The organism is Microcoleus sp. bin38.metabat.b11b12b14.051, assembly GCF_013299165.1.
GTDB lineage: Bacteria > Cyanobacteriota > Cyanobacteriia > Cyanobacteriales > Microcoleaceae > Microcoleus.
Genome location: NZ_JAAFKD010000023.1, coordinates 52812 through 71948, shown reverse-complemented (window position 1 = coordinate 71948; position 19137 = coordinate 52812). Strand labels below are relative to the sequence as shown.

The following is a 19137-nucleotide window of genomic DNA, read 5'->3' as shown; positions in this document are numbered from 1 at the left end:
TTCGTTTGTATAGACGCGGTTTAAACCGCCGTCTTAAATATTACCAATCACCGCATTATTTACTATCAGCTTCTCTAAGAGCCGCCAGAATTTCCGGTCGTTTCATGCGCGCGTAGCCGCGGACTTTACGGTCTTTGCCGATCGCCTTTAAGCGCCTCAGCGACAGAGTATCATAGTCTTCCTCTTGGGGCGGAAACGGCAACTCTAACTGCAACTGCGGTAGCTGAGGTTTCGACTGCGCCTTCGACTGCTTCTTCGCCGGGGTTTTAGGCTGCGCCTTCGATTGCTTTTTCGGCGGTGTCTCCGGCTGTACTTCTGAGTGCATCGCAGCGGCTCCCAGTTGGCTGCGGAGCGTGGCAATTTGATTTTTTAGGTCATTTTCTACATCTGCGATCGAGTCGGCGACAAACTGATTAATTATTTGGACTGTGCGCTCTAATTTTATTGACAGCAGTTTTTCTACTTCATCCAACTGTCTTAACGCACCTTCAAGATTCATCTCCGAAATAACCGCAGATTTCGGAGAACTATTGCTGCCAGATTGTTCAATTTTTTTAGCCAATTTATCTACCTTTTCATGGAATGTTTTTTCAACTTGTTCTAGCAGATGCTTGATCTGTGTTATTTGGTCGCTATCAAAGTTCTGCTCTGTTAGAGCTTTAACTTGTTTTTTTAGCAGGTCTTCATTCTTTTTAACAGATTGTTCTATTTGTTTTGTTAGACTCTCTACTTTATTTTGAAATGATAGCTCAAATTGTTGCAGTATAGTCTCGATTTGTGCAGTTTTCTGAGTAGGCTGCGGAGCTAAATGTTCCATTTCTGCTTGAGCAGCAACTACCTCATCGTCGGTCATTTCAAAAACCCAAGCCCACATTTGCTCAATGCCGAGTTCTTTGGCAACAATACACCAATCCGCTCCGCAGACAACTTCGTATTCTTCTTCGTTGCTGTAAGCTTCAGTATGACGTACAATTAAAGGAATTAAGTTGCTGCCTTGCTCGATGAGACTTCTCCTAAGAGCTTCCCGACGTTCGCGAGGGATTTCCCCCCCCTGAGTCTCTGGTACTGCAATTTGGGAAGTATAAATCTGACTGTGACTAATTGGCTTAATCCGCAAATATTCAACTATTCGGTTTTGATCTTGCGATCGATCCATCTTGTTACAAGTCCCCTTTTGTCATTAAAATCAGGTGTTTGGGTAATGATGTATATTTGGACTTTACAGCCTGGGTTTTAAGTACCACAGGACTAACCCAAGAAGTCTAATTATAGGGTGCGAGACAAACACCTTACCCAGACTGTGGTTAGTTAAAGGATTTGTTGGCCTCAATCTCGAAGTCTGGGAGAGATATCGGCGGCGTGCTGTACCTGTGCGGCTGGCTGTGGGGTGACAGCCTGGGCGATCCTCTTCGTTGGCGTAGCCCCCGTAGGGGCGGGCTTCGCTAACGGCAAAACTGACTGCAATTCCTACAAAAAATCAACTGTGATGAGTTTAACTGGCTGGGGGACACAAATTATACACTGCTTCACTCATCTTTACTTTTTTTGGCGATCGGCTTCGAGGACTTCGCTAACGGGCGATCGCAATTGCGAGTGATAAGTATTTTTACCCTAGTCAATTACCTTAGAGAAATTCGGTTTCAACTCTTGTGGGGTGGGCTTCTAGCCCGCCCCCAAAAACGCAATTTACACGCCTCACAACCTATGAGTATTTTTGCCAGCAATCAATAATTTTAATCATTGTTTTGTCGGTTAAGCCTTTAATACGTTCCACCACATTTGCAAAGGATGCAAACGGCCGCACATCTCGCTCTTTGAGTATGAGTTGTATAACAGGAGGCTTCAGCCCAGCATCTTTCAAATGTGCGGCCAGTTGAATTTTATCTTGAGTATTGAGTGCGTCCAACAGGGACATTGGTTGGGAAGTTACCTGTTCAACTGATTGTACCGTATCTACCAAAGTCGGTTGTGCCGAGACAGACTCAGATTTCAACTCATTAATTTTGTTAGTTAACTGGGCTTCAATTAACAGAGGTAGTTGTTGTGAAAATAGATTTTCAACTTCTTGTATTCTCTCAGCTAACAACTCTTTTTCACGGGTGTACTCAGCTTTCAATTCATTGATTTGATTTTCTAACCGAGCTTCAATATTTGCCAGCCGCTGCTCAAAACTAGATGGTGCTTCCAGACTTTCACTTTCCTGACTGGAATTCTCAGTTATTAATGACTCTTTGGGAGTTTCATTTGCAGCTAAATTCTCAATAATTCCAGATTTTCTGAGAATGGCGACTTGTTCAAGCAGAAGTTCTTCATTTTCTGGTTCCAGGATAAATGCTCCGATTGTCTCGCCTTTGAAAGCGTTAATTTCCCTTGCTCTCGCCGCCGCATAGTATTCAAAGTCTCCGTCTACTATTTCGTAAGCATCAATACCGACGCGGCGGACAATTATCGGATGGATCAAGCCTCCTGCATCTAAAATTAGTCGGGCTAATTTATCCAAATCGCGATCGGCAAAATTAGCAGCGGGAACTTTGGAGGTAATTCTTTTCACTGCAACCAGTGACGGAGATAATTTTTTCATAAGTTTTTACTACCATAAAGAATTGGTTTAAAGCCTCTCTCTTGTAACCGAGAAATTAAAATCAGACTATTTATGAGTCCAATCCTCGGACTTCCAGGTAGAGCTCGCACTCATCTGTCAACTGTCAACTGTCAACTGTCAACTGTCAACTGTCAACTGTCAACTGTCAACTGAATGAACTATTTTTGCCAAAACTTCTTCGGCTAGCATTTCAAATTCTTGCGATGAGAGGCAATCTGGTTTAAAATCGAGCACCGAAATCGGATCTGCAATTTCAATATTCCCCACAATTTTAAATAGTTCTGCACACTTTGCTAAATCCTCTCTCTCATAAATTGCATTCTCCATAATTTCCAGGCCGTAGCGTTTAGGAATTGCTTCCCTACGCTTGGGCAAACTGTACTGTACAAATTTAGGATTAGGTGAGATTTTGCAAGGGAGAACGCCTAAAACTTCTAAAGGTTTCTTGCCGATTTGTTTTTTGAATCCATTAATTTTTTTAATAAAATCTTTGACATTAATCAATCCTTGATTAGCAAACGGTTTTAAGTCAGAAGGAATAATTAAATAATCGGCAGCAATTAGGGCAACTCTGGCGAAAAAATTCAAAGATGGAGGCGTATCAATCAGTACAATATCGTACTTGTCTTGTACTTCTGCTAGTTTTTGAATCAAAATCATGCGACTGTAATCTAGCTGATTTAGTTCCGTTTCATAGTACATTAAATCGATGTGGGAAGGAACTACATCAATTGGGGGATTGCAAAAATTCGACGGGCGAGCTACTTCGGCGATCGAGTAAAAATCCTCTGATTGCAGAACTTGCAGAATATTGCAATCTTTCAAATCGTCTTGTTCTTCATCTTCAAATTTTACTAAACCAGTCGCAAAGGTGGTATTTGCCTGACTATCTAAGTCGATGACTAGAACTCTTTTACCTTCTTTGCTCAGTGCTGCGGCTAAATTGACTACAGTTGTAGTTTTGCCTACGCCGCCTTTGTTATGGTAAACTGCAATTATTTTCATAGTGTTTTCTCTTGTTTCTGGAACGATTAAATCAGGTATTTGTTCCGGTTCTGAGATTTGAATTGGCTCAGGTTTTGCAGTGGCGGGATTGTTGGGTTGTACTGGTATTTCGCTAATTAACTCAGGACTAACTAAATTAATTTTACTATCTTCCAGTTCTAAATTATCTGGATTTTTTACAACTTTTAAATTATCTCTACCTATCAAAGCGATAATTTCATCAATTTTAGTTTCAATATCTTGTCCCGCGCACTGAAATGCTAACTCAATATCATCATTGACTCTTGCATAGATTCTAATTTCTTTACCGTTAGTTAGCAGTCCGTAGCCGATGCTTAAACTTGTTAAGTAACGCTTGAGTTTTCGCAGATGGCGATCTAGATTTTCCTTGGGATGTTTGGCTTCCATGACTAAACTCATGGGCGAGTCTGCATCGAGAACGATCGGGATAACTTGGGTAGCAAAGGAAAGGAAGTCTAGGCGAATATTCCCAAAGGCGATTTCTTGGTGCCAAGTGTCGGGGGTATAGCCGAGTTTTGGCAACAGATAGCTGACAATAAGTTTGCTTTCTACTTCGCTTTCGTTGCGACAGTTATTGGGATTGAAAGCCATTCGATTTTAGATTTTAGATTTTAGATTTTAGATTTTAGTCGTAGGGTGCGTCGCCCTCGAAAATTACCAAACAACTATTGACAATCTTACAGCGACGCACCAGAGTTTTGTGTGGTAATACCAAGTCGTAGGGTGCGTCGCCACAGAAAATTCCAAACAACTATTGACAATCTTACAGCGACGCACCAGAGTTTTGTGTGGTAATACCAAGCGTGAAAAATCCTTGCAATAATTAAGGTTGAGGCAAGTTTATTCATATATAGTCGATGGTGCGTCGCTCGCTAGATTTTTCATCTATTTTTGGATACTGTCGGTGGCGACACACCCTACGAATAATGTTGCAAGAGTTATGCAAATTGGTATAACTATACGGTGCGTCAGGGATAAAATTGTTAGTCTGGTATCACAACATTTAGCCCTGACGCACCCTACAACTAATTAAGAAAACCCGGCTTGTTAAACAAAACCGGGTTTTTCGGAGATTTATCGCGTTTCCAACTTATTTGGTTTGAGCGTGAAATTCCTCTAATGTCTGATAGCCACCAGCGGGATTGTAGAGGTGACAGTTGTCAGCAATCCGCTTCATTAAAGACCAAGAAAACTTGGTTTCATAGAGATGAGGTTGCCAGTTTTCTTTCAAGCTGCTGTGGGCGAGGCGCAAGTTGTACCAGGGTATAGAAGTTGAAAGGTGGTGGGGAACGTGCACGTTAATGTCGTGACACAGAAACTCAACCCAGCGGGGATAGTCGCAGTGAACTGTTCCCGATAGTTGTGCTTGGGCTTCGTTCCATTCTGCTGGTGCTTTAAATGAAATGTCTGGTGCTGTGTGGTGAACAATTGTAAAAGTGCTCATCCAGAAATGGTAAACCATCCAAGGCATTAACCAAAATTTGATGAATCCCCAAATGCCTGTGGTGGCAATTAAAGTAGGAAATACGATCGCAGCACCGATCAAAACTACCAAAACCGAAAACCGTACTTGTTCGCGCTGTTGACCTTCTTTGAAGCGCCACCACATAAAGTGTACTTTTGCCCAGTGGGCGATCGAGCCAATCCACCACATCGGGCCGAAGATTAAACTATAAGCTATTTGTAATGCTTTGGGCGCGGCAGCGTAGTCGGCTGCTGTCATCGGTTGCCAAGCATTATCCTCACCAATTTTATTGGTATGCTTGTGGTGATAATTATGTCCGTGACGCCATGCGTGAAACGGGAAAATTAACGGCAGAAATACGAGATGTCCGACTAAATCGTTTACCCAGCGGCGGTTAGCAAATGACCGGTGTCCGCAGTCGTGGCCGATCACAAAAAAACCGGTTAATCCGGTTCCTGTGAAAATCCACATCAGGGGTAGTAAATACCAAGGTGATACTGCTAGGCCAAAATAACCGACAGCAACTAGAAGAACGTTAATGATGACTTTTGTCCAAGCTTTGCGGGGGTTTTTGACAAACACTTCGCGCGGCAGGGTTTTGAGAATATCTTTGAGGCGCAGGTTGGAGGTGTCACTTGCGGGTGTCAAATTTAGTGGTTTTTCGATCGATGCTGTCATAAATAGATTTCGATTCTCCGTGTGCCAAGTGGATGGCTTAACAAAATTAACGCAGTAAAATATCAGCTTGCTACTGGCAATCAGCAGACAAGTTGAACCCTAAATAAGGGCATTTTCGCAGACGCTGGCGATCGCTAGCCGCAGATTAGATGGCTAGCGCTTTTGGTTAAAAAAACACTGCGGTTAACAAAACTTTACTTTTTATACCACAGCGACCGCACAATTAGCACGGGTTGTTAGTGCTAATTGCCGTTGCTGACAGCGGAATTTTTGCCGATCGCAACTTGAGAGCAAGCAACGGAGCGCTGCTGTTTGAGGGTTTGGACTTGTAGCAGCAAGGAGTCGATTTCTGCTTGCAGGTGCAGGAACTTGACTTGCTGATCGGCTTGGTAGGGACACTTCACCGAATCTAGTTTGCGGGCAAAACCCGTTGATAGCGTAGCAGAACTAGCGATTTCGGGATTGCTAGCGGTGACTTGAGGCCGAGAAAGAGTGGATGAATTATTTGACATTAGTAATTGAGTAGACATATCTACACATTCACACCATTAAGTTACTTTAACCTGAACGGATCGTATCAAACATTAAATTAACCGAATCGAGCTAAAATTAGTGTAAATTCCTTGGCAAAGCCTAGAAACCATTGACATCGTGACCCTGATTCTACCTGCTACTGACTCTGCTGCTAACTCCGCTGCCCGCGCAGCCTCGCCGAAACACAAGGGCTGGCCGGGCTTGATCGAAGCTTATCGCCCCTACCTGCCGGTGACGGAAACCACGCCGGTAGTGACACTCCAAGAAGGCAATACTCCCCTGATTCCAGCACCGGCGATCGCCTCTCTCATCGGTAGAGACGTGCGCGTGTTGGTGAAATACGACGGCCTCAACCCCACTGGTAGTTTCAAAGACCGGGGGATGACAATGGCGATTTCCAAGGCGAAGGAAGCCGGCGCCAAAGCTGTAATTTGCGCCAGTACCGGCAATACTTCGGCAGCCGCAGCAGCCTACGCCAGACGCGGGGGAATGCGGGCTTTTGTGTTGATTCCTGAAGGATACGTGGCTTTGGGCAAGCTGGCGCAAGCCTTGCTTTACGGTGCGGAAGTGATTTCAATTCAAGGAAATTTCGATCGCGCTTTAGAAATTGTCCGCGAGATGGCCGAGAATTATCCCGTAACTTTGGTCAACTCAGTCAACCCTTACCGCTTGGAAGGCCAAAAAACCGGCGCGTTTGAAGTAGTGGACGCCCTCGGCGACGCCCCCGACTGGCTGTGCATTCCCGTGGGAAATGCGGGAAACATCACAGCATACTGGATGGGTTTTTGTCAATACCACCAAGTGAATAAATGTTCGCGCCTGCCGCGAATGATGGGATTCCAAGCAGCCGGAGCAGCACCGTTGGTAACGGGCAAACCGGTGGCGAACCCAGAAACCTTGGCGACGGCAATTCGGATCGGCAACCCCGCTAGCTGGAAACAGGCGATCGCAGCTTCCGAAGCCAGCCGCGGCAGTTTTTCCGCAGTCACCGACGAAGAAATTCTCGACGCTTACCGCTTGCTAGCATCCGAAGAAGGGATTTTCTGCGAACCAGCAAGTGCCGCTTCTGTAGCCGGTTTACTAAAGGTAAAAGACCAAGTTCCGACGGGAGCAACAGTAGTTTGCGTGCTCACCGGTAACGGTTTAAAAGACCCAGATACAGCAATTAATCACAGCAAGAACAACTTTAAACAAGGAATTGCTCCGACTTTGGATGCAGTGGCTGGCGCGATGGGATTTTAAGAAGAAGGAAGTTAGGCAACGGATTTGGTAGCGGATGTAACGGATATAATTGAGGTTCGGAAGAGGGAAGAAGTTTCCTTGTAGAAGATATTAAAGCTCTTGGTTATCTTATCTCTCTTCTCTTCCTCCGCGTTCTCTGCGCCCTCTGCGGTTAATCAAAAAAATCTTATTTAGGAGTTACGAACAAACATCACTGATTAATGAGCCATTATGGCAACAAGAACCTGTCATTACATCGGGAAACTCGATTAAACTAATTGCTGAAGTCGTGAGTACGAATTGGCAAAACGACTACGCGCGCAAAGTTGAAGATTACGCCCTGCTGGGAATTCCTGAGTATTGGATTGTTGATTATTTGGGGATTGGTGGGAGAGAATATATTGGCAAACCCAAGCAGCCGACAATTACAATTTGTACACTGCGAGAGGATGAGTATCAAAAACAGTTGTTTCAAAAGGGCGATCGACTAATTTCGTCTATTTTCCCAGATTTGCAGCTAACCGCCGAACAAATCTTCGCAGCAAGTAGCTTTTCTAATATAACCGCTTGTAGTGAGGACTTCAGTCCGCAAAAAGCTACGGACTGAAGTCCGTACTACGAACCTTTTTTTATTATGTTAATCGATCGTTTGTAGTGAGGACTTTAGTCCGCAAAAAGCTACGGACTGAAGTCCGCACTACGAACCGTTTTTGTTATGTTAATCCACCGGAGATGATATAAATCCTAATTCCCAAACGGTGGTAAATCGAGTAACTGGTTTTTAGAAGGTGGAAGCTGGGCGGGATTTCGGCTTGTTTGGGCGGGATTTTGGCGGATTTCGATCGCAGTTTCGCCCGGATTTGCGGTGCGAGTAGGTACAATTTCCACAGAATATGCTGGTGCTGGTAGTGGTTCCATTTTTGTAGTAGGAACAGTTTGTGCTTTAGTTAGCAAGTCAACGGCGTCTGCGAGGGCGGTGGTTAAATTTGTGCTAGTCTCGGCGTGACGGGCTTCTTCTTGTTTCAGGGCTTGAGTCAGTTGTTTGATTTGTTCGATCGCGCGATCGCGCTCTTCGAGAACTTCTGCTAACTTAGTTTTAAGTTCGTCAACTGTATGCAGTTGTTCGACTTCCCGCTGACGAGCAACTCCAGCATCATCGGCTTCAGACTCAATCGGGTAGAAATTCTGGAAATCCTCTATCTGTGCTGACAAACCATCGATGGTTTGCTGATTTAACTTAGCATCATTCCGGCGCTGCTCGGCTTCGGTATTATATAGTTGTCGCCATTGAGCTGCACTTTCACCAGCGTCATCGCGATCGCGTGAAACCTCTGTTAACTGCTGTTGCAATCGCTTAATTTCATCTAACCACTGTCTGATATCTTGAGACATATTATTGATTTTAGATTTTAGATTTTAGATTTTAGATTGGTCATTGGTCATTGGTCATTTGTCATTTGTCATTAGTCATTAGTGCTGTCCCCGCTCGCGAACTTTGTCATTAGTCATTAGTGCTGTCCCCGCTGGCGAACCTTGTCATTAGTCATTGGTTATTAGTTATTTGTGCGTTATGAACATTTATTACTGGTTGCGATACCTGATTTTAGCCTTGTTCAAGGCACTTTTGAGGCTGCTGAGAGCTATCAAAAGGAAATTTGGTGATTTTGGGCTATTTTGTCGGTGCTTGACTTGGAGCACGCTCAAGGAAGTCGGGGTGAAAGCGGGAGAGCAGCGCTTGCCGGGGCTGTCGGCGGAAATGGCCTACAATTCTATGCTGGCCTTATTTCCGGGGCTGTTAGCTGTCTTGTCGGCGATCGCCCTGTTTGAACCTTTGCAGTCAACACTGTATCAAATCGCCGGTCTTTTGGGGGAAGTGATACCCGATGACGTTCGCAATTTGATTCGCGGCTTAATCAAAGAAATTCTGTTAACTCGCAATAAAGGGCTGTTTTCCCTGAGCTTTGTGGCGTCGCTGTGGGCATTTTCTGGAGTCATGAGCGCGGCGATGGCTGCGATGGATCGCATCCATCAAATCCCGAGCGATCGAACTCGCTCTTTTGTGAAAGCAAAACTTATTTCATTGGGGCTGAGTATCGGTACAATCGTGCTACTAATTCTAGCATCGGGAGCTGTATTTGTCAGCGACTTAATTGTGCAAGCTGTTGCCCGCCAAAGTTGCCTGATCGAGTCCGTCGCCACTTGCGATTTAAAAGATGTCAAAAATTGCTTGCTACCCGCTGAGAATTGCCCTTTAGAGTCGGAACTGTTAGCTATTTGGCGGCTTTGGCGGTGGCCAATTTCTTTGGGAATTGTATCAGTTGCCTTTGCCTTTGTCTACCGCTACGGGCCGAGCCGTCACCAACGAGAAATTCCGATTTTCTCGGGAGCTGTGTTTGCTGCTATTTTGTGGGCGCTGCTTTCGGCTTTATTTCGGTATTATGTTTTGCATTTAAGCAATTTTAGTTGGACTTACGGCACGATCGGCACTTTTATTGTATTGCTGCTGTGGCTCTATCTTTCTTGTTTGGCGATGTTGCTCGGAGCTCAGTTAAACGTGACTGTGGGAAAGGCAATGAAACAATTAACAAAATGGTAATTGAGAAGTCATTAGTCATTGGTCATTGGTCATTAGTCATTGGTCATTGGTCATTTGTCATTGGTCATTTGTCATCTCGCCCGAAGAGCGAAGTCGAAGGGTGGTCATTGGTCATTTGTCATTGGTCATTTGTCATTTGTTATTATTAGTTGTAGGATGTGTCGCCACGAAAAATATCTAGCTACTTACCGACAAGTTAACATATCAGCACCCGAGCGCAATCGTATTTTAACAAACATAATATTTATTGTGTAGTGACTTTTTGTCAAAGCGATATTCTTAATTAAACTATTTAAAAAAAAATCAGCAGTAATCTGAAACAAATAGCAAACTAAACTGTTAAATTTTGTCAAGATCCCGGATGTCCGATTATCGGCGCAGTAAAGTGCTGAGTATACCCGCAACAAAAGACAGCAAAATTAGTATCCAAATAATACCGCCGGGAATAAAAGTTAAGAGGCCAACGCCTCTGAGAATCCAAACTAATAAAGTTATCCCTAGGACAGTCAAGAAAATGCTGGTTGATGGTCTAAATTGAAATCGAGGAGAATTAGTCATGTTGAATATAAAAATCTTGTCTGGATCAATGATAGCTGCTTTGCTGGCGATCGGCAGTCACGTCACTTTAATCTCGACTCCCGGCGCTGCTGTGGCGCCTGTGGGTGCAAATAAGCAGGGGGACATCGCCAATACTGCGACAAAACCTTCCCCTGCAAGTGTAGCAATTGGCGATCGCGCGATCGGCGAAGCAAAAATCGGGATGACTTTCGGACAACTAAAGCAGGCTCTAGGTTCCACAGCCCAGTTTAAGGTAGAGTCTCGTTTTATGGTAGACTTCGATGCAGTGGCGATTAGTCGATCGGGAAAAGTGCAGTATCGGATTATCTACGCAGCCGGTACCAAGCTCAAAGATACCGATGTTATTGAACTTTTGATGACTGACAATCCTAATTATAAAACACTTCAAGGCGTCGGGCCGGGAATGACATTGAAACAAGCCGAGGCAATTTACGGCAAACCTACATTATCTTATAACACAGACAATGAATCGAGAGAAAATGTAGTCTTTGCCAAACAACCGACGCGAAAAATTATGTTTGTTCCCAAGGCTGAGGGAAAACAATTTGCTGGGGTTTACGGTACTGGAAAAGGTGGATTTTATGAGACTAATAAGTATCAGCCGAATGCTGTAATTAAGTCCGTGATGGTGCGGAATTAGCCTTCGCATCATCCCAGAAACCGGGTTTCTTGCGAGATATCTCGCCACCAAACCTAAATTACCCGAGAAACCCGGTTTCTTAGCCCCAGTGCGATTCCCAGAAACCGAGTTTCTTCGGAGATATTTCGCCACCCAACCTAAATTATCCGAGAAACCAGGTTTCTTAGCCCCAGCGTGATTCCCAGAAACCGGGTTTCTTCCCAGATATCTCGCCACCCAACCTAAATTATCAGAGAAACCAGGTTTCTTAGCCCCAGTGCGATTCCCAGAAACCGGGTTTCTTCCCAGATATTTCGCCACCCAACCTAAATTATCCGAGAAACCAGGTTTCTTAGCCTCAAATTAAGGATTATTTGTAGTTACGTCCAAATACTCTTGATTATCCAGATAAGTTTTAATATTCTCCAGTATTTGACGTAAATACTCTATGACTTCTTTCTTAATTTCTAATAGTTCCTCAATCGTCTTATCTTGCCCCACTTCCTCAAAAGACTTAATCCCGTGTGCTAAGTCATTCCTGTTGCTTTTAACAACTAATATGTTTTGCCCGTTTTTTGTCTTCGCAAAGTCTGTTTTATATGAAAAACCATATTTTTCTGCTATTTCTTTAATCAACCTAGCATCCACATTCCCTGAAAACAGTTCTTCGCGTTCAAATGTAGCTGTGATGATATCTGTAGAGATTTGGTTGATTGTTAAATAAATTTTATTAGGAGAACGGTTTTTAAGATTTTGGAGGACAATCATTTTGAGTTTGGGCTTGAGTTGGTCAAAGGAGACTGCTTTATTTTTGAACTCCTCAAATATGGCTTCAATCGCATTTCGCATAGTGGATTCAACTAAGTTATACAGTAACAAAAAACCATTAGCTTTGAGAGTTTTTGCTAACTCTGGATCGAGGCTTTGAATTTGATACTGGCCTGGAGTATCGAGGAAAGCTAACTTCGTTGTCTGTTTTTCTAAGCTCTCCATAAAAATGAAGTAATCATGCACCTCTTTGGCGCGTTTATTAAAGTCTAAGAGTACAGTTTCCATGATTATTCTAGCAGTCGATCGCGGACATATTTAATACGCATAATTAGTTTATTCCTAAAACTGGTTGCATTAGATTTGGTGCATTATTGAAAGTGTATTTACTTTGCCATTAAAATGATTGTATCCGTTCAAATAAATCTCTTCGGACTTCCTCCTTTGCGGCTTGGGTTAGTTGGATCGTCCGAACAGTCTTTCGGTTGAAGTTCCTCTGGCGAGGCAGGAGTAAATCACTAAACTTAAATCCATTCAAATGCTCTAATTTTTTGAGTCCACTTAAGGTTAATTCGTTGTTGACAAATCTAGTTAGGGTAAGAATACGTTGTGCACCGTCTACGATCTCTAAACGTGCTTCGTCATTTTCATCATGACCGATATCAACAACGAATAGATAAGGTATTGGTAGCCCCAAAATTACCGATTCGATAAACTTGGATTGCCTTGCTTCATCCCAAATAAGTTCACGTTGGTACTTTGGAATAAACAACTTATTAGTATCATCGTTAATTCCTTCCATATATTTTTGAACGAGTATTTCGAGTGGATACTCTCTCGTATCGTAATTAATTTCCTGCTGCTTGTCGCGAATTTCCATTTCAGCAGTATTTCTGTCTTGAAGCGTAATTTCTTCTAGTTTCGATCGCATATTTTTAAGTAACGAGTGAGTGTTATATATCTAATAATTTTACCACAGGCTAGGCTCGATCAAGTCCTGTTCGGAGAATTTCCGTCTAGGCTCCACCCATTGTAAATTATGATTTGGCTAACATGGTATGGATGATCACAAAAAGAGCGATCGCCCGATCGCCATCGCCCCCAATCCCATCCGCGTCCATCCGCGTCTATCAGCCTACATCTGCGGTAAAAAAAAGAAATATCGCCCATCAAAAAAACAAGGTGGGCCGCAGCCCACCCCAACGAAACTATTTAGCAGTCACCAACTGCGCTGGTAGCCGCTTAAATGCCAACCTTTCATTTTCGATATCCACAAAAATGGTATCACCGTTAGCAAAATCTCCCCGCAAGATACCCTTAGCCATTTGCGTTTCCAACTCGCGTTGGATTCCCCGCTTCAAAGGCCGCGCGCCGTAGACGGGATCGTAACCGATTTCTACTAAGAAGTCGATCGCAGATTCCGACAATTTCAGAGACATTTTGCGATCGGCTAACCGTTTTTCCAAGCGCTTGACTTGCAACAACACGATCTGGCGCAATTCCGGCTTGCTTAAACCGTGGAAGATAATCATCTCATCAATCCGGTTCAAGAATTCCGGGCGGAAAGTTCCCCGCATCGCCTCCATCACCCGACTACGCATTTGTTCGTTATCTCCCGCCACATCCAAGATGTATTGAGAGCCGACATTCGATGTCATAATAATCACAGAATTCTTAAAATCTACCCTGTGACCTTGAGCATCGGTAACGCGGCCGTCATCCAGAATTTGCAGCATAATGTTGAAGACATCCGGGTGCGCTTTCTCGATTTCATCGAATAGAATTACCGAATACGGGCGGCGGCGCACAGCCTCAGTTAATTGTCCGCCTTCGTCGTAGCCGACGTATCCCGGAGGCGCACCGATTAAGCGCGAAACTGCGTGTTTCTCCATGTATTCCGACATATCAATGCGGACGATCGCCTCTTCGGTATCGAACAGGTATGATGCTAATGCTTTCGCCAACTCGGTTTTACCTACGCCCGTGGGGCCCAGGAAGATGAAACTCGCCACGGGACGGTTCGGATCTGCCAATCCCGCGCGCGATCGCTGAATAGCATCTGCAACCGCCGTCACCGCTTCATCCTGTCCAATTACCCGCTTGTGCAGTTCATCTTCCAAGTACAGAAGTTTCTGCATTTCCGATTCAACTAACTTGCTAATCGGGATTCCCGTCCACTTAGAAATAATCTCGGCAATGTCAGATTCCGTGACTTCTTCCCGCAGTAAAGTTTTACCTGTGGTTTGATTGGCTGAAAGTTGAGCTTCTGCTTCTTCCAATTGTTTTTTCAATTGAGTTGAAGTGCCGTATTTCAACTCGGCAGCGCGGTTGAGGTCATATTTTAATTCAGCTTGTTGAATTTCAATATTCACCTTGTCAATCTGTTCTTTGATTCTTTGAATACTGCCGATGACACCTTTTTCCGATTGCCACTGGGCATCTAAACCGCTTTGCTGTCCCTTAAGATTGCCTAAGTCTTTTTCCAGTCTTTCCAATCGTTCGATCGAAGCTGAATTGCTTTCTTTTTGCAGCGACAGCCTTTCCATTTCTAACTGCAAAATCCGGCGATCGATTTCGTCTAGTTCTTCTGGTTTCGAGGTAATCTCCATTTTAAGTTTAGCCGCTGCTTCGTCCACTAAGTCGATCGCCTTGTCGGGAAGGAAGCGATCGCTAATATATCGAGTAGACAAAGTAGCCGCCGCCACGAGGGCGCTATCGGAGATTTTTACACCGTGGTGAACTTCGTAACGTTCTTTCAAGCCCCGCAGAATCGAGACAGTATCTTCAACAGTCGGCTGATCGACAAATACCTGTTGGAAGCGACGTTCTAAAGCTGCATCTTTTTCGAGATATTTGCGATATTCGTCGAGAGTTGTAGCCCCGATACAGCGCAATTCGCCCCTCGCCAACATCGGTTTTAGCAAGTTACCAGCATCCATCGATCCTTGGCTAGCGCCTGCACCAACAACGGTGTGAATTTCATCTATAAATAGGATGACTTTACCGTTGCTGTCCATAACTTCTTTGAGGACGGCTTTCAAGCGTTCTTCAAATTCTCCGCGGAATTTGGCACCGGCAATTAAGGCGCCCATATCCAAGCTAATTAATTGTCTGTCTTTGAGAGATTGCGGCACATCTCCGGTGATAATTCGTTGGGCGAGTCCTTCGGCGATCGCAGTTTTGCCAACTCCCGGTTCCCCAATCAGTACAGGATTGTTCTTGGTACGGCGGCTCAATATTTGAATTGTGCGGCGAATTTCGTCATCGCGTCCGATCACCGGATCGAGTTTGCCTTGACGCGCGGCTTCTGTCAAATCTCGGCCGTATTTTTCCAGCGCTTCGTATTTGCCTTCTGGATTTTGATCTGTCACTTTGTTGTTCCCCCGAACTTGGGCGATGATGTCTTTAAGCTTGGCTTCATCTAGTTTAAATTCTTGGAAGAGATTTTTGCCGAAGCGATCGTCCTTAACGTAACCTAGAATCAAATGCTCGATCGATATAAATTCATCACCGTAGTCTTTACGATAAGCTTCAGCCCTGTCTAGCAAGGTATCCAGGGAACGGCCGAGATAAACGTTGCCACCGGCGCCAGAGATTTTCGGCTGGCGGCTGATAAACTCATCAGTGCGATCGCGCAATTTAGCGACAGACACTTTCGCCTTGTTAAACAAGCTGCTAGCAAGTCCCGATTCTTGTTCCAGCAAAGCTTTCATCAAATGTTCGCTTTCTAGCTGCTGCTGCTGGGCTGCTTTGACAACTTCTGGAGTGCGCGCGAGGGCTTCCCAGGCTTTTTCCGTAAATTGGTTCGGATTATTCGGTTGCATAAACTTTAATTCCCTGACTTGAAGGCGATCGATAATGTAGAGGCAAATCCTTGATTGCCCGTATAATTATGATTGTAGGGAGTTCATGGCGGGCCATCGGATCGGTGTTCCCGTATCTGTAGATAGGTATTTCCGTCCTTTGTCGCAGTCCCTCGCAGGCAAAAGGTAAACTGTCCCGCCTAAAAGTGGCACTTTGATGAATTACCAAGTTGAGTTTAAGCCGAAAGCGATCAAAGATTTACAATCTTTGCCCGCGGAGGTACAAAGCCGAGTTCTGACTAAAATTGAGTTGATCCAAAATAATTTGACGGGGGATGTGAAACGTTTAACAAACTATACGCCAGAATATCGCCTGCGGGTAGGAGATTACCGAGTTTTATTTGAAATTGAGGAAGATATTTTGGTGATCTACCGCGTCAAACATCGCAAAGATGCTTACACTTAAACGCCTGGAGAAAATATCAATGATTCCATTACATCCTGAGTTTATCACCAAAAACGGCAAAAAAGAATTTGCCGTGATACCTTATGAAGAATTTGAAGCACTCAAAGAATTAATTGCTGACATAGAAGACTTGATTGATTTGAGGGCAGCCAAAGAGGAAGATGGAAATCAGCCTTCTATACCTTTAGCAGAAGTGAAAAAAATGTTAGGATTGCTCAATAATTAATCCTTAGAATTATTTTAGTCATTCGCAAACATATTTATTTTAGAATGAGCTGCGTCTATCTGTGTTTGTCTGCCTTAAATCAGCGATCGATCTATCAATCAAAGATTTATGTAAGAACTCTAACTTGGGAAAAAACACAGCAACCACCACATCGGTGAGGACGTAAATAACCTCATGAATAAAGCATAGACTCCTTGAGGCATAAACCAATACGGTTGACTTAAGAACAATCTGGCTTGCAAAAAATGCCTGTATTGCCTATAAAATCGCGATCGGAAATTCGTCAAAAAGCCTAAGTAGATGAGTGCAAAAAAACATAAGTTGTCATTGCGAGCGAAACGAAGTGAAGCGAAGCAATCGCAGCGGTTGCGATTCCTTTACCTTTTGTTACATACTTTGGTTTATTTGCACCTACCTACTTATTTGTCAACCGTATTGGTGTATAACAACTAATGACTGCTGATTAATTTTGCACCGGTGCGTCGCTCGGGGATTGTTGATTTTTTTAGGGATTGTTGATGGCGACGCACCCTACGGCTAATGACAACTGTCAACTGACAACTGTCAACTGTCAACTGTCAACTGTCAAGCCTGCATCACCACCCGTTCCGGGAGACTGACAATAAAAGTTGAACCTTTCCCGTTTTCACTTTCAACGCTAATTTCGCCGCCCAAAATTTGACACAAACGCTGGCTAATTGTCAATCCCAAACCCGTGCCGCCGTACTTTTTAGTAGTCGAAGCATCAGCTTGAGTAAAAGGTTTAAATATCTGCTCTAATTGCTCGTCTGTCATGCCAATTCCAGTGTCGCTGACTCGAAAAATTAAAAATTGAGAGATGTAGTTTGAACCAGAGTTAAAATCATTATTTTTATTTCTTTTCTTGGGTTTTGGTTGTTTATTTTTCACTTTTTCGATATCGATAGTAATCACGCCTTTTTCGGTAAATTTGGCAGCATTACTGAGCAAATTTAGGAGAATTTGCCTAACTTTCGGTTGGTCGGCGTACATCATACCAAGTTCGCCTTTTACTTGCAGTGCTAAAGCATTACCTTTTTTCTCTACTAGCGGTTGAGCTGTAATCATCACTTCTTCAATCATCGTCGCTACATCGAAGTGTTCCAAATAAAGCGTGACATGACCTGCCTCTATTTTAGAAATATCGAGGATATCGCTAATCATGTCGAGCAAATGTTTGCCTGCGGTTTGAATTTTTTCTAAGTCGGGGAGAAAGTCTTCGGAACCCGAATCTTGAGCATCTTCTTGCAGCATTTCGCTGTAGTTGATGATGGCGTTGAGGGGGGTACGGAGTTCGTGGCTCATGTTGGCGAGAAATGCACTTTTCGAGCGGTTAGCAGCTTCGGCTGCTATTTTTGCTTCCTGCAAGTCTTCCGTGTATTCGGCTACTCTTTGGATCAGTTCGTTGATCGAAACTGCCAGCATTCCTACTTCGTCGGAGGTGGTAACGGGTACTTGCAGGTCAAAGTTCGATTCTTCTGTGACTCGCTGAGCGATCGCGGTGGTGGCTTCGAGCGGTCGGGCGATCGCCCCGCTGGTGTATGCTGCAAGTATGGCTGCGATCGCCGCAGATACCAGCAAAGAGCAACCGAGAACTATAGTTCCGAGTTGTTCTGCTTTCTCGTAGGCTCTAAATGCCTCCTCTGCTTTGTCGCGAAAGTTGCCCGCCAGCGTCGCGGAATCCTGCGAAAACTGTTCGAGTTTAAAAGCGTTGCTCCCCGTGGCGAAATTATTCAATTTCTGCTGGAATACCTGCTGCTGTTTGGGATTCAAACCAGATAACTTGGCGTTTCCCAGCAGTTTCTGGACTTCTTGGAAGTAAGCTTCTACTGTTTTGCTGTTGGCTTTGGCGAATTCTTGAATCTCTTGATAATCTTTTGCAGCATCGGAATTTGAAGTCGGCGCTTGGCTTTGCAGTTGTTCTAGCTGCCCGCTCATCTGAGCCACCCGAGTCAGAAACTCCGATCGTTGGCGATCGAAAATTTGCGGTTTTGCCGTCAGATTCAGCAGCAATAGCTGGTGAATTCTGACTTCCTGGGCAGTATTATTGAGATTGGTCAGGATTTCGGCTTTATCTCGGTCGATCGCCAGTTTTTCTCTAACTTGCTGTTTTTGATAGGATTCTGCTCCCCGTCCGGCCACTGCACCCAAAATGGCAATACCAACGACAAAGGCGTATCCGCAGCCGATTTTCTGCCTGATACCCAAGCGGCCCAACAGACTTTTCATCCCTATTTGAGGAGTTTTATGCAGTTGATTTTTCAAGGCTAAGGTTAAAGACATGGGGAATGTACTCGTCACCCAAAGAGGCACTCTCTATATTCTAATTGATGCTTGGCTAAGGGTAAATAAAGTTCTGATTTCTGCCCTGATTTCGGCAGTTATGGGGTCTTTGCACGGTTCCACAGCGAAACCTCCTTGACAGTTTGGAGGAGTTATGGTTAACGAACTGTAGCAGATGTTGAAGGAAGAAGGAAGAAGCAAGACTTGTCTGTCAGCGCTTCCCTTGACTTGTAGGCTCAGCGCAGCCGAAAGG

Annotated in this window: 16 protein-coding genes and 1 pseudogene; 7 read left to right on the top strand and 10 right to left on the bottom strand. The window is 44.2% G+C overall.

Features of this window, described 5'->3' with window-relative positions; all coding sequences use genetic code 11:
* Positions 1-55 precede the first annotated feature (55 nt).
* The 5 genes from QZW47_RS21905 to QZW47_RS21885 all read right to left on the bottom strand — a co-directional run bounded on the left by QZW47_RS21905 (position 56) and on the right by QZW47_RS21885 (position 6301).
* Positions 56-1156 carry a Rho termination factor (modular protein) gene (locus QZW47_RS21905; protein WP_293131322.1) on the bottom strand — a complete coding sequence of 367 codons (1101 nt, stop codon included), beginning with the start codon at positions 1154-1156 and terminating at the stop codon, positions 56-58.
* Positions 1157-1702: 546 nt separating this feature from the next.
* Positions 1703-2581 (bottom strand): chromosome partitioning protein ParB, encoded by an 879-nt coding sequence (locus QZW47_RS21900; protein WP_293131319.1) that lies wholly within the window; start codon positions 2579-2581, stop codon positions 1703-1705.
* Between the two features lie 159 nt (positions 2582-2740).
* Positions 2741-4219: an AAA family ATPase gene (locus QZW47_RS21895; protein ID WP_293131315.1), complete on the bottom strand. Its 1479-nt coding sequence runs from the start codon at positions 4217-4219 to the stop codon at positions 2741-2743.
* 499 nt (positions 4220-4718) lie between these two features.
* A complete protein-coding gene (locus QZW47_RS21890; protein WP_293131312.1) occupies positions 4719-5771 on the bottom strand; it encodes a fatty acid desaturase in 1053 nt (350 codons plus the stop codon).
* A 242-nt stretch (positions 5772-6013) separates the two neighbouring features.
* A complete protein-coding gene (locus QZW47_RS21885) occupies positions 6014-6301 on the bottom strand; it encodes a hypothetical protein (RefSeq protein WP_293131309.1) in 288 nt (95 codons plus the stop codon).
* A gap of 205 nt (positions 6302-6506) precedes the next feature.
* On the opposite strand from QZW47_RS21885, the gene thrC reads away from it, so the two are divergent.
* Both thrC and QZW47_RS21875 read left to right on the top strand, forming a co-directional pair.
* On the top strand, positions 6507-7547 hold the full coding sequence (thrC, locus tag QZW47_RS21880) for a threonine synthase (RefSeq protein ID WP_366930916.1): 1041 nt from the start codon (positions 6507-6509) through the stop codon (positions 7545-7547).
* Between the two features lie 181 nt (positions 7548-7728).
* Positions 7729-8133: pseudogene (locus tag QZW47_RS21875) on the top strand (Uma2 family endonuclease); the annotation flags it as partial.
* Between the two features lie 137 nt (positions 8134-8270).
* Here QZW47_RS21875 and QZW47_RS21870 read toward each other — a convergent pair.
* Positions 8271-8918 carry a hypothetical protein gene (locus QZW47_RS21870; RefSeq protein WP_293131303.1) on the bottom strand — a complete coding sequence of 216 codons (648 nt, stop codon included), beginning with the start codon at positions 8916-8918 and terminating at the stop codon, positions 8271-8273.
* 178 nt (positions 8919-9096) lie between these two features.
* Between QZW47_RS21870 and QZW47_RS21865 the strand changes: the two genes are divergently transcribed.
* Together QZW47_RS21865 and QZW47_RS21860 are read left to right on the top strand one after the other, a co-directional pair.
* On the top strand, positions 9097-10122 hold the full coding sequence (locus QZW47_RS21865; protein WP_293131300.1) for a YihY/virulence factor BrkB family protein: 1026 nt from the start codon (positions 9097-9099) through the stop codon (positions 10120-10122).
* A gap of 556 nt (positions 10123-10678) precedes the next feature.
* The gene (locus tag QZW47_RS21860; protein ID WP_293131297.1) at positions 10679-11341 is read left to right on the top strand and encodes a hypothetical protein; all 663 of its coding nucleotides are present in this window, start codon (positions 10679-10681) and stop codon (positions 11339-11341) included.
* 342 nt (positions 11342-11683) lie between these two features.
* Here QZW47_RS21860 and QZW47_RS21855 read toward each other — a convergent pair whose 3' ends face one another.
* Both QZW47_RS21855 and QZW47_RS21850 read right to left on the bottom strand, forming a co-directional pair.
* Positions 11684-12376, bottom strand: coding sequence for an MAE_28990/MAE_18760 family HEPN-like nuclease (locus QZW47_RS21855; RefSeq protein ID WP_293131294.1), 693 nt, complete (start codon positions 12374-12376; stop codon positions 11684-11686).
* Positions 12377-12485: 109 nt separating this feature from the next.
* Positions 12486-13019, bottom strand: coding sequence for a DUF262 domain-containing protein (locus QZW47_RS21850; RefSeq protein WP_293131291.1), 534 nt, complete (start codon positions 13017-13019; stop codon positions 12486-12488).
* A gap of 127 nt (positions 13020-13146) precedes the next feature.
* Here QZW47_RS21850 and QZW47_RS21845 point away from each other — a divergent pair, with 127 nt between their 5' ends.
* Entirely contained in the window at positions 13147-13326 is a 180-nt protein-coding gene (locus QZW47_RS21845; RefSeq protein WP_293131288.1) for a hypothetical protein, read from the top strand.
* Here the strand turns inward: QZW47_RS21845 and clpB are convergent.
* Positions 13297-15912 (bottom strand): ATP-dependent chaperone ClpB, encoded by a 2616-nt coding sequence (clpB, locus tag QZW47_RS21840; RefSeq protein ID WP_293131285.1) that lies wholly within the window; start codon positions 15910-15912, stop codon positions 13297-13299. The two genes, QZW47_RS21845 and clpB, sit on opposite strands and share 30 nt — an antisense overlap.
* A gap of 196 nt (positions 15913-16108) precedes the next feature.
* On the opposite strand from clpB, the gene QZW47_RS21835 reads away from it, so the two are divergent.
* Positions 16109-16357, top strand: a complete 249-nt coding sequence (locus tag QZW47_RS21835) for a type II toxin-antitoxin system RelE/ParE family toxin (protein WP_293131282.1) — start codon at positions 16109-16111, stop codon at positions 16355-16357.
* 19 nt (positions 16358-16376) lie between these two features.
* Positions 16377-16583, top strand: a complete 207-nt coding sequence (locus tag QZW47_RS21830; RefSeq protein ID WP_293131279.1) for a type II toxin-antitoxin system prevent-host-death family antitoxin — start codon at positions 16377-16379, stop codon at positions 16581-16583.
* A gap of 585 nt (positions 16584-17168) precedes the next feature.
* Here QZW47_RS21830 and QZW47_RS21825 read toward each other — a convergent pair.
* Positions 17169-18884, bottom strand: a complete 1716-nt coding sequence (locus tag QZW47_RS21825; RefSeq protein ID WP_293131276.1) for a HAMP domain-containing sensor histidine kinase — start codon at positions 18882-18884, stop codon at positions 17169-17171.
* Positions 18885-19137: the final 253 nt, after the last annotated feature.

Coding starts and splice junctions, on each gene's coding strand:
- QZW47_RS21905 (WP_293131322.1), bottom strand. CDS start 1,156: ATGGATCGATCGCAAGATCAAAACCGAATAGTTGAATATTTGCGGATT.
- QZW47_RS21900 (WP_293131319.1), bottom strand. CDS start 2,581: ATGAAAAAATTATCTCCGTCACTGGTTGCAGTGAAAAGAATTACCTCC.
- QZW47_RS21895 (WP_293131315.1), bottom strand. CDS start 4,219: ATGGCTTTCAATCCCAATAACTGTCGCAACGAAAGCGAAGTAGAAAGC.
- QZW47_RS21890 (WP_293131312.1), bottom strand. CDS start 5,771: ATGACAGCATCGATCGAAAAACCACTAAATTTGACACCCGCAAGTGAC.
- QZW47_RS21885 (WP_293131309.1), bottom strand. CDS start 6,301: ATGTCTACTCAATTACTAATGTCAAATAATTCATCCACTCTTTCTCGG.
- QZW47_RS21870 (WP_293131303.1), bottom strand. CDS start 8,918: ATGTCTCAAGATATCAGACAGTGGTTAGATGAAATTAAGCGATTGCAA.
- QZW47_RS21865 (WP_293131300.1), top strand. CDS start 9,097: ATGAACATTTATTACTGGTTGCGATACCTGATTTTAGCCTTGTTCAAG.
- QZW47_RS21860 (WP_293131297.1), top strand. CDS start 10,679: ATGTTGAATATAAAAATCTTGTCTGGATCAATGATAGCTGCTTTGCTG.
- QZW47_RS21855 (WP_293131294.1), bottom strand. CDS start 12,376: ATGGAAACTGTACTCTTAGACTTTAATAAACGCGCCAAAGAGGTGCAT.
- QZW47_RS21850 (WP_293131291.1), bottom strand. CDS start 13,019: ATGCGATCGAAACTAGAAGAAATTACGCTTCAAGACAGAAATACTGCT.
- QZW47_RS21845 (WP_293131288.1), top strand. CDS start 13,147: ATGGATGATCACAAAAAGAGCGATCGCCCGATCGCCATCGCCCCCAAT.
- clpB (WP_293131285.1), bottom strand. CDS start 15,912: ATGCAACCGAATAATCCGAACCAATTTACGGAAAAAGCCTGGGAAGCC.
- QZW47_RS21835 (WP_293131282.1), top strand. CDS start 16,109: ATGAATTACCAAGTTGAGTTTAAGCCGAAAGCGATCAAAGATTTACAA.
- QZW47_RS21830 (WP_293131279.1), top strand. CDS start 16,377: ATGATTCCATTACATCCTGAGTTTATCACCAAAAACGGCAAAAAAGAA.
- QZW47_RS21825 (WP_293131276.1), bottom strand. CDS start 18,884: ATGTCTTTAACCTTAGCCTTGAAAAATCAACTGCATAAAACTCCTCAA.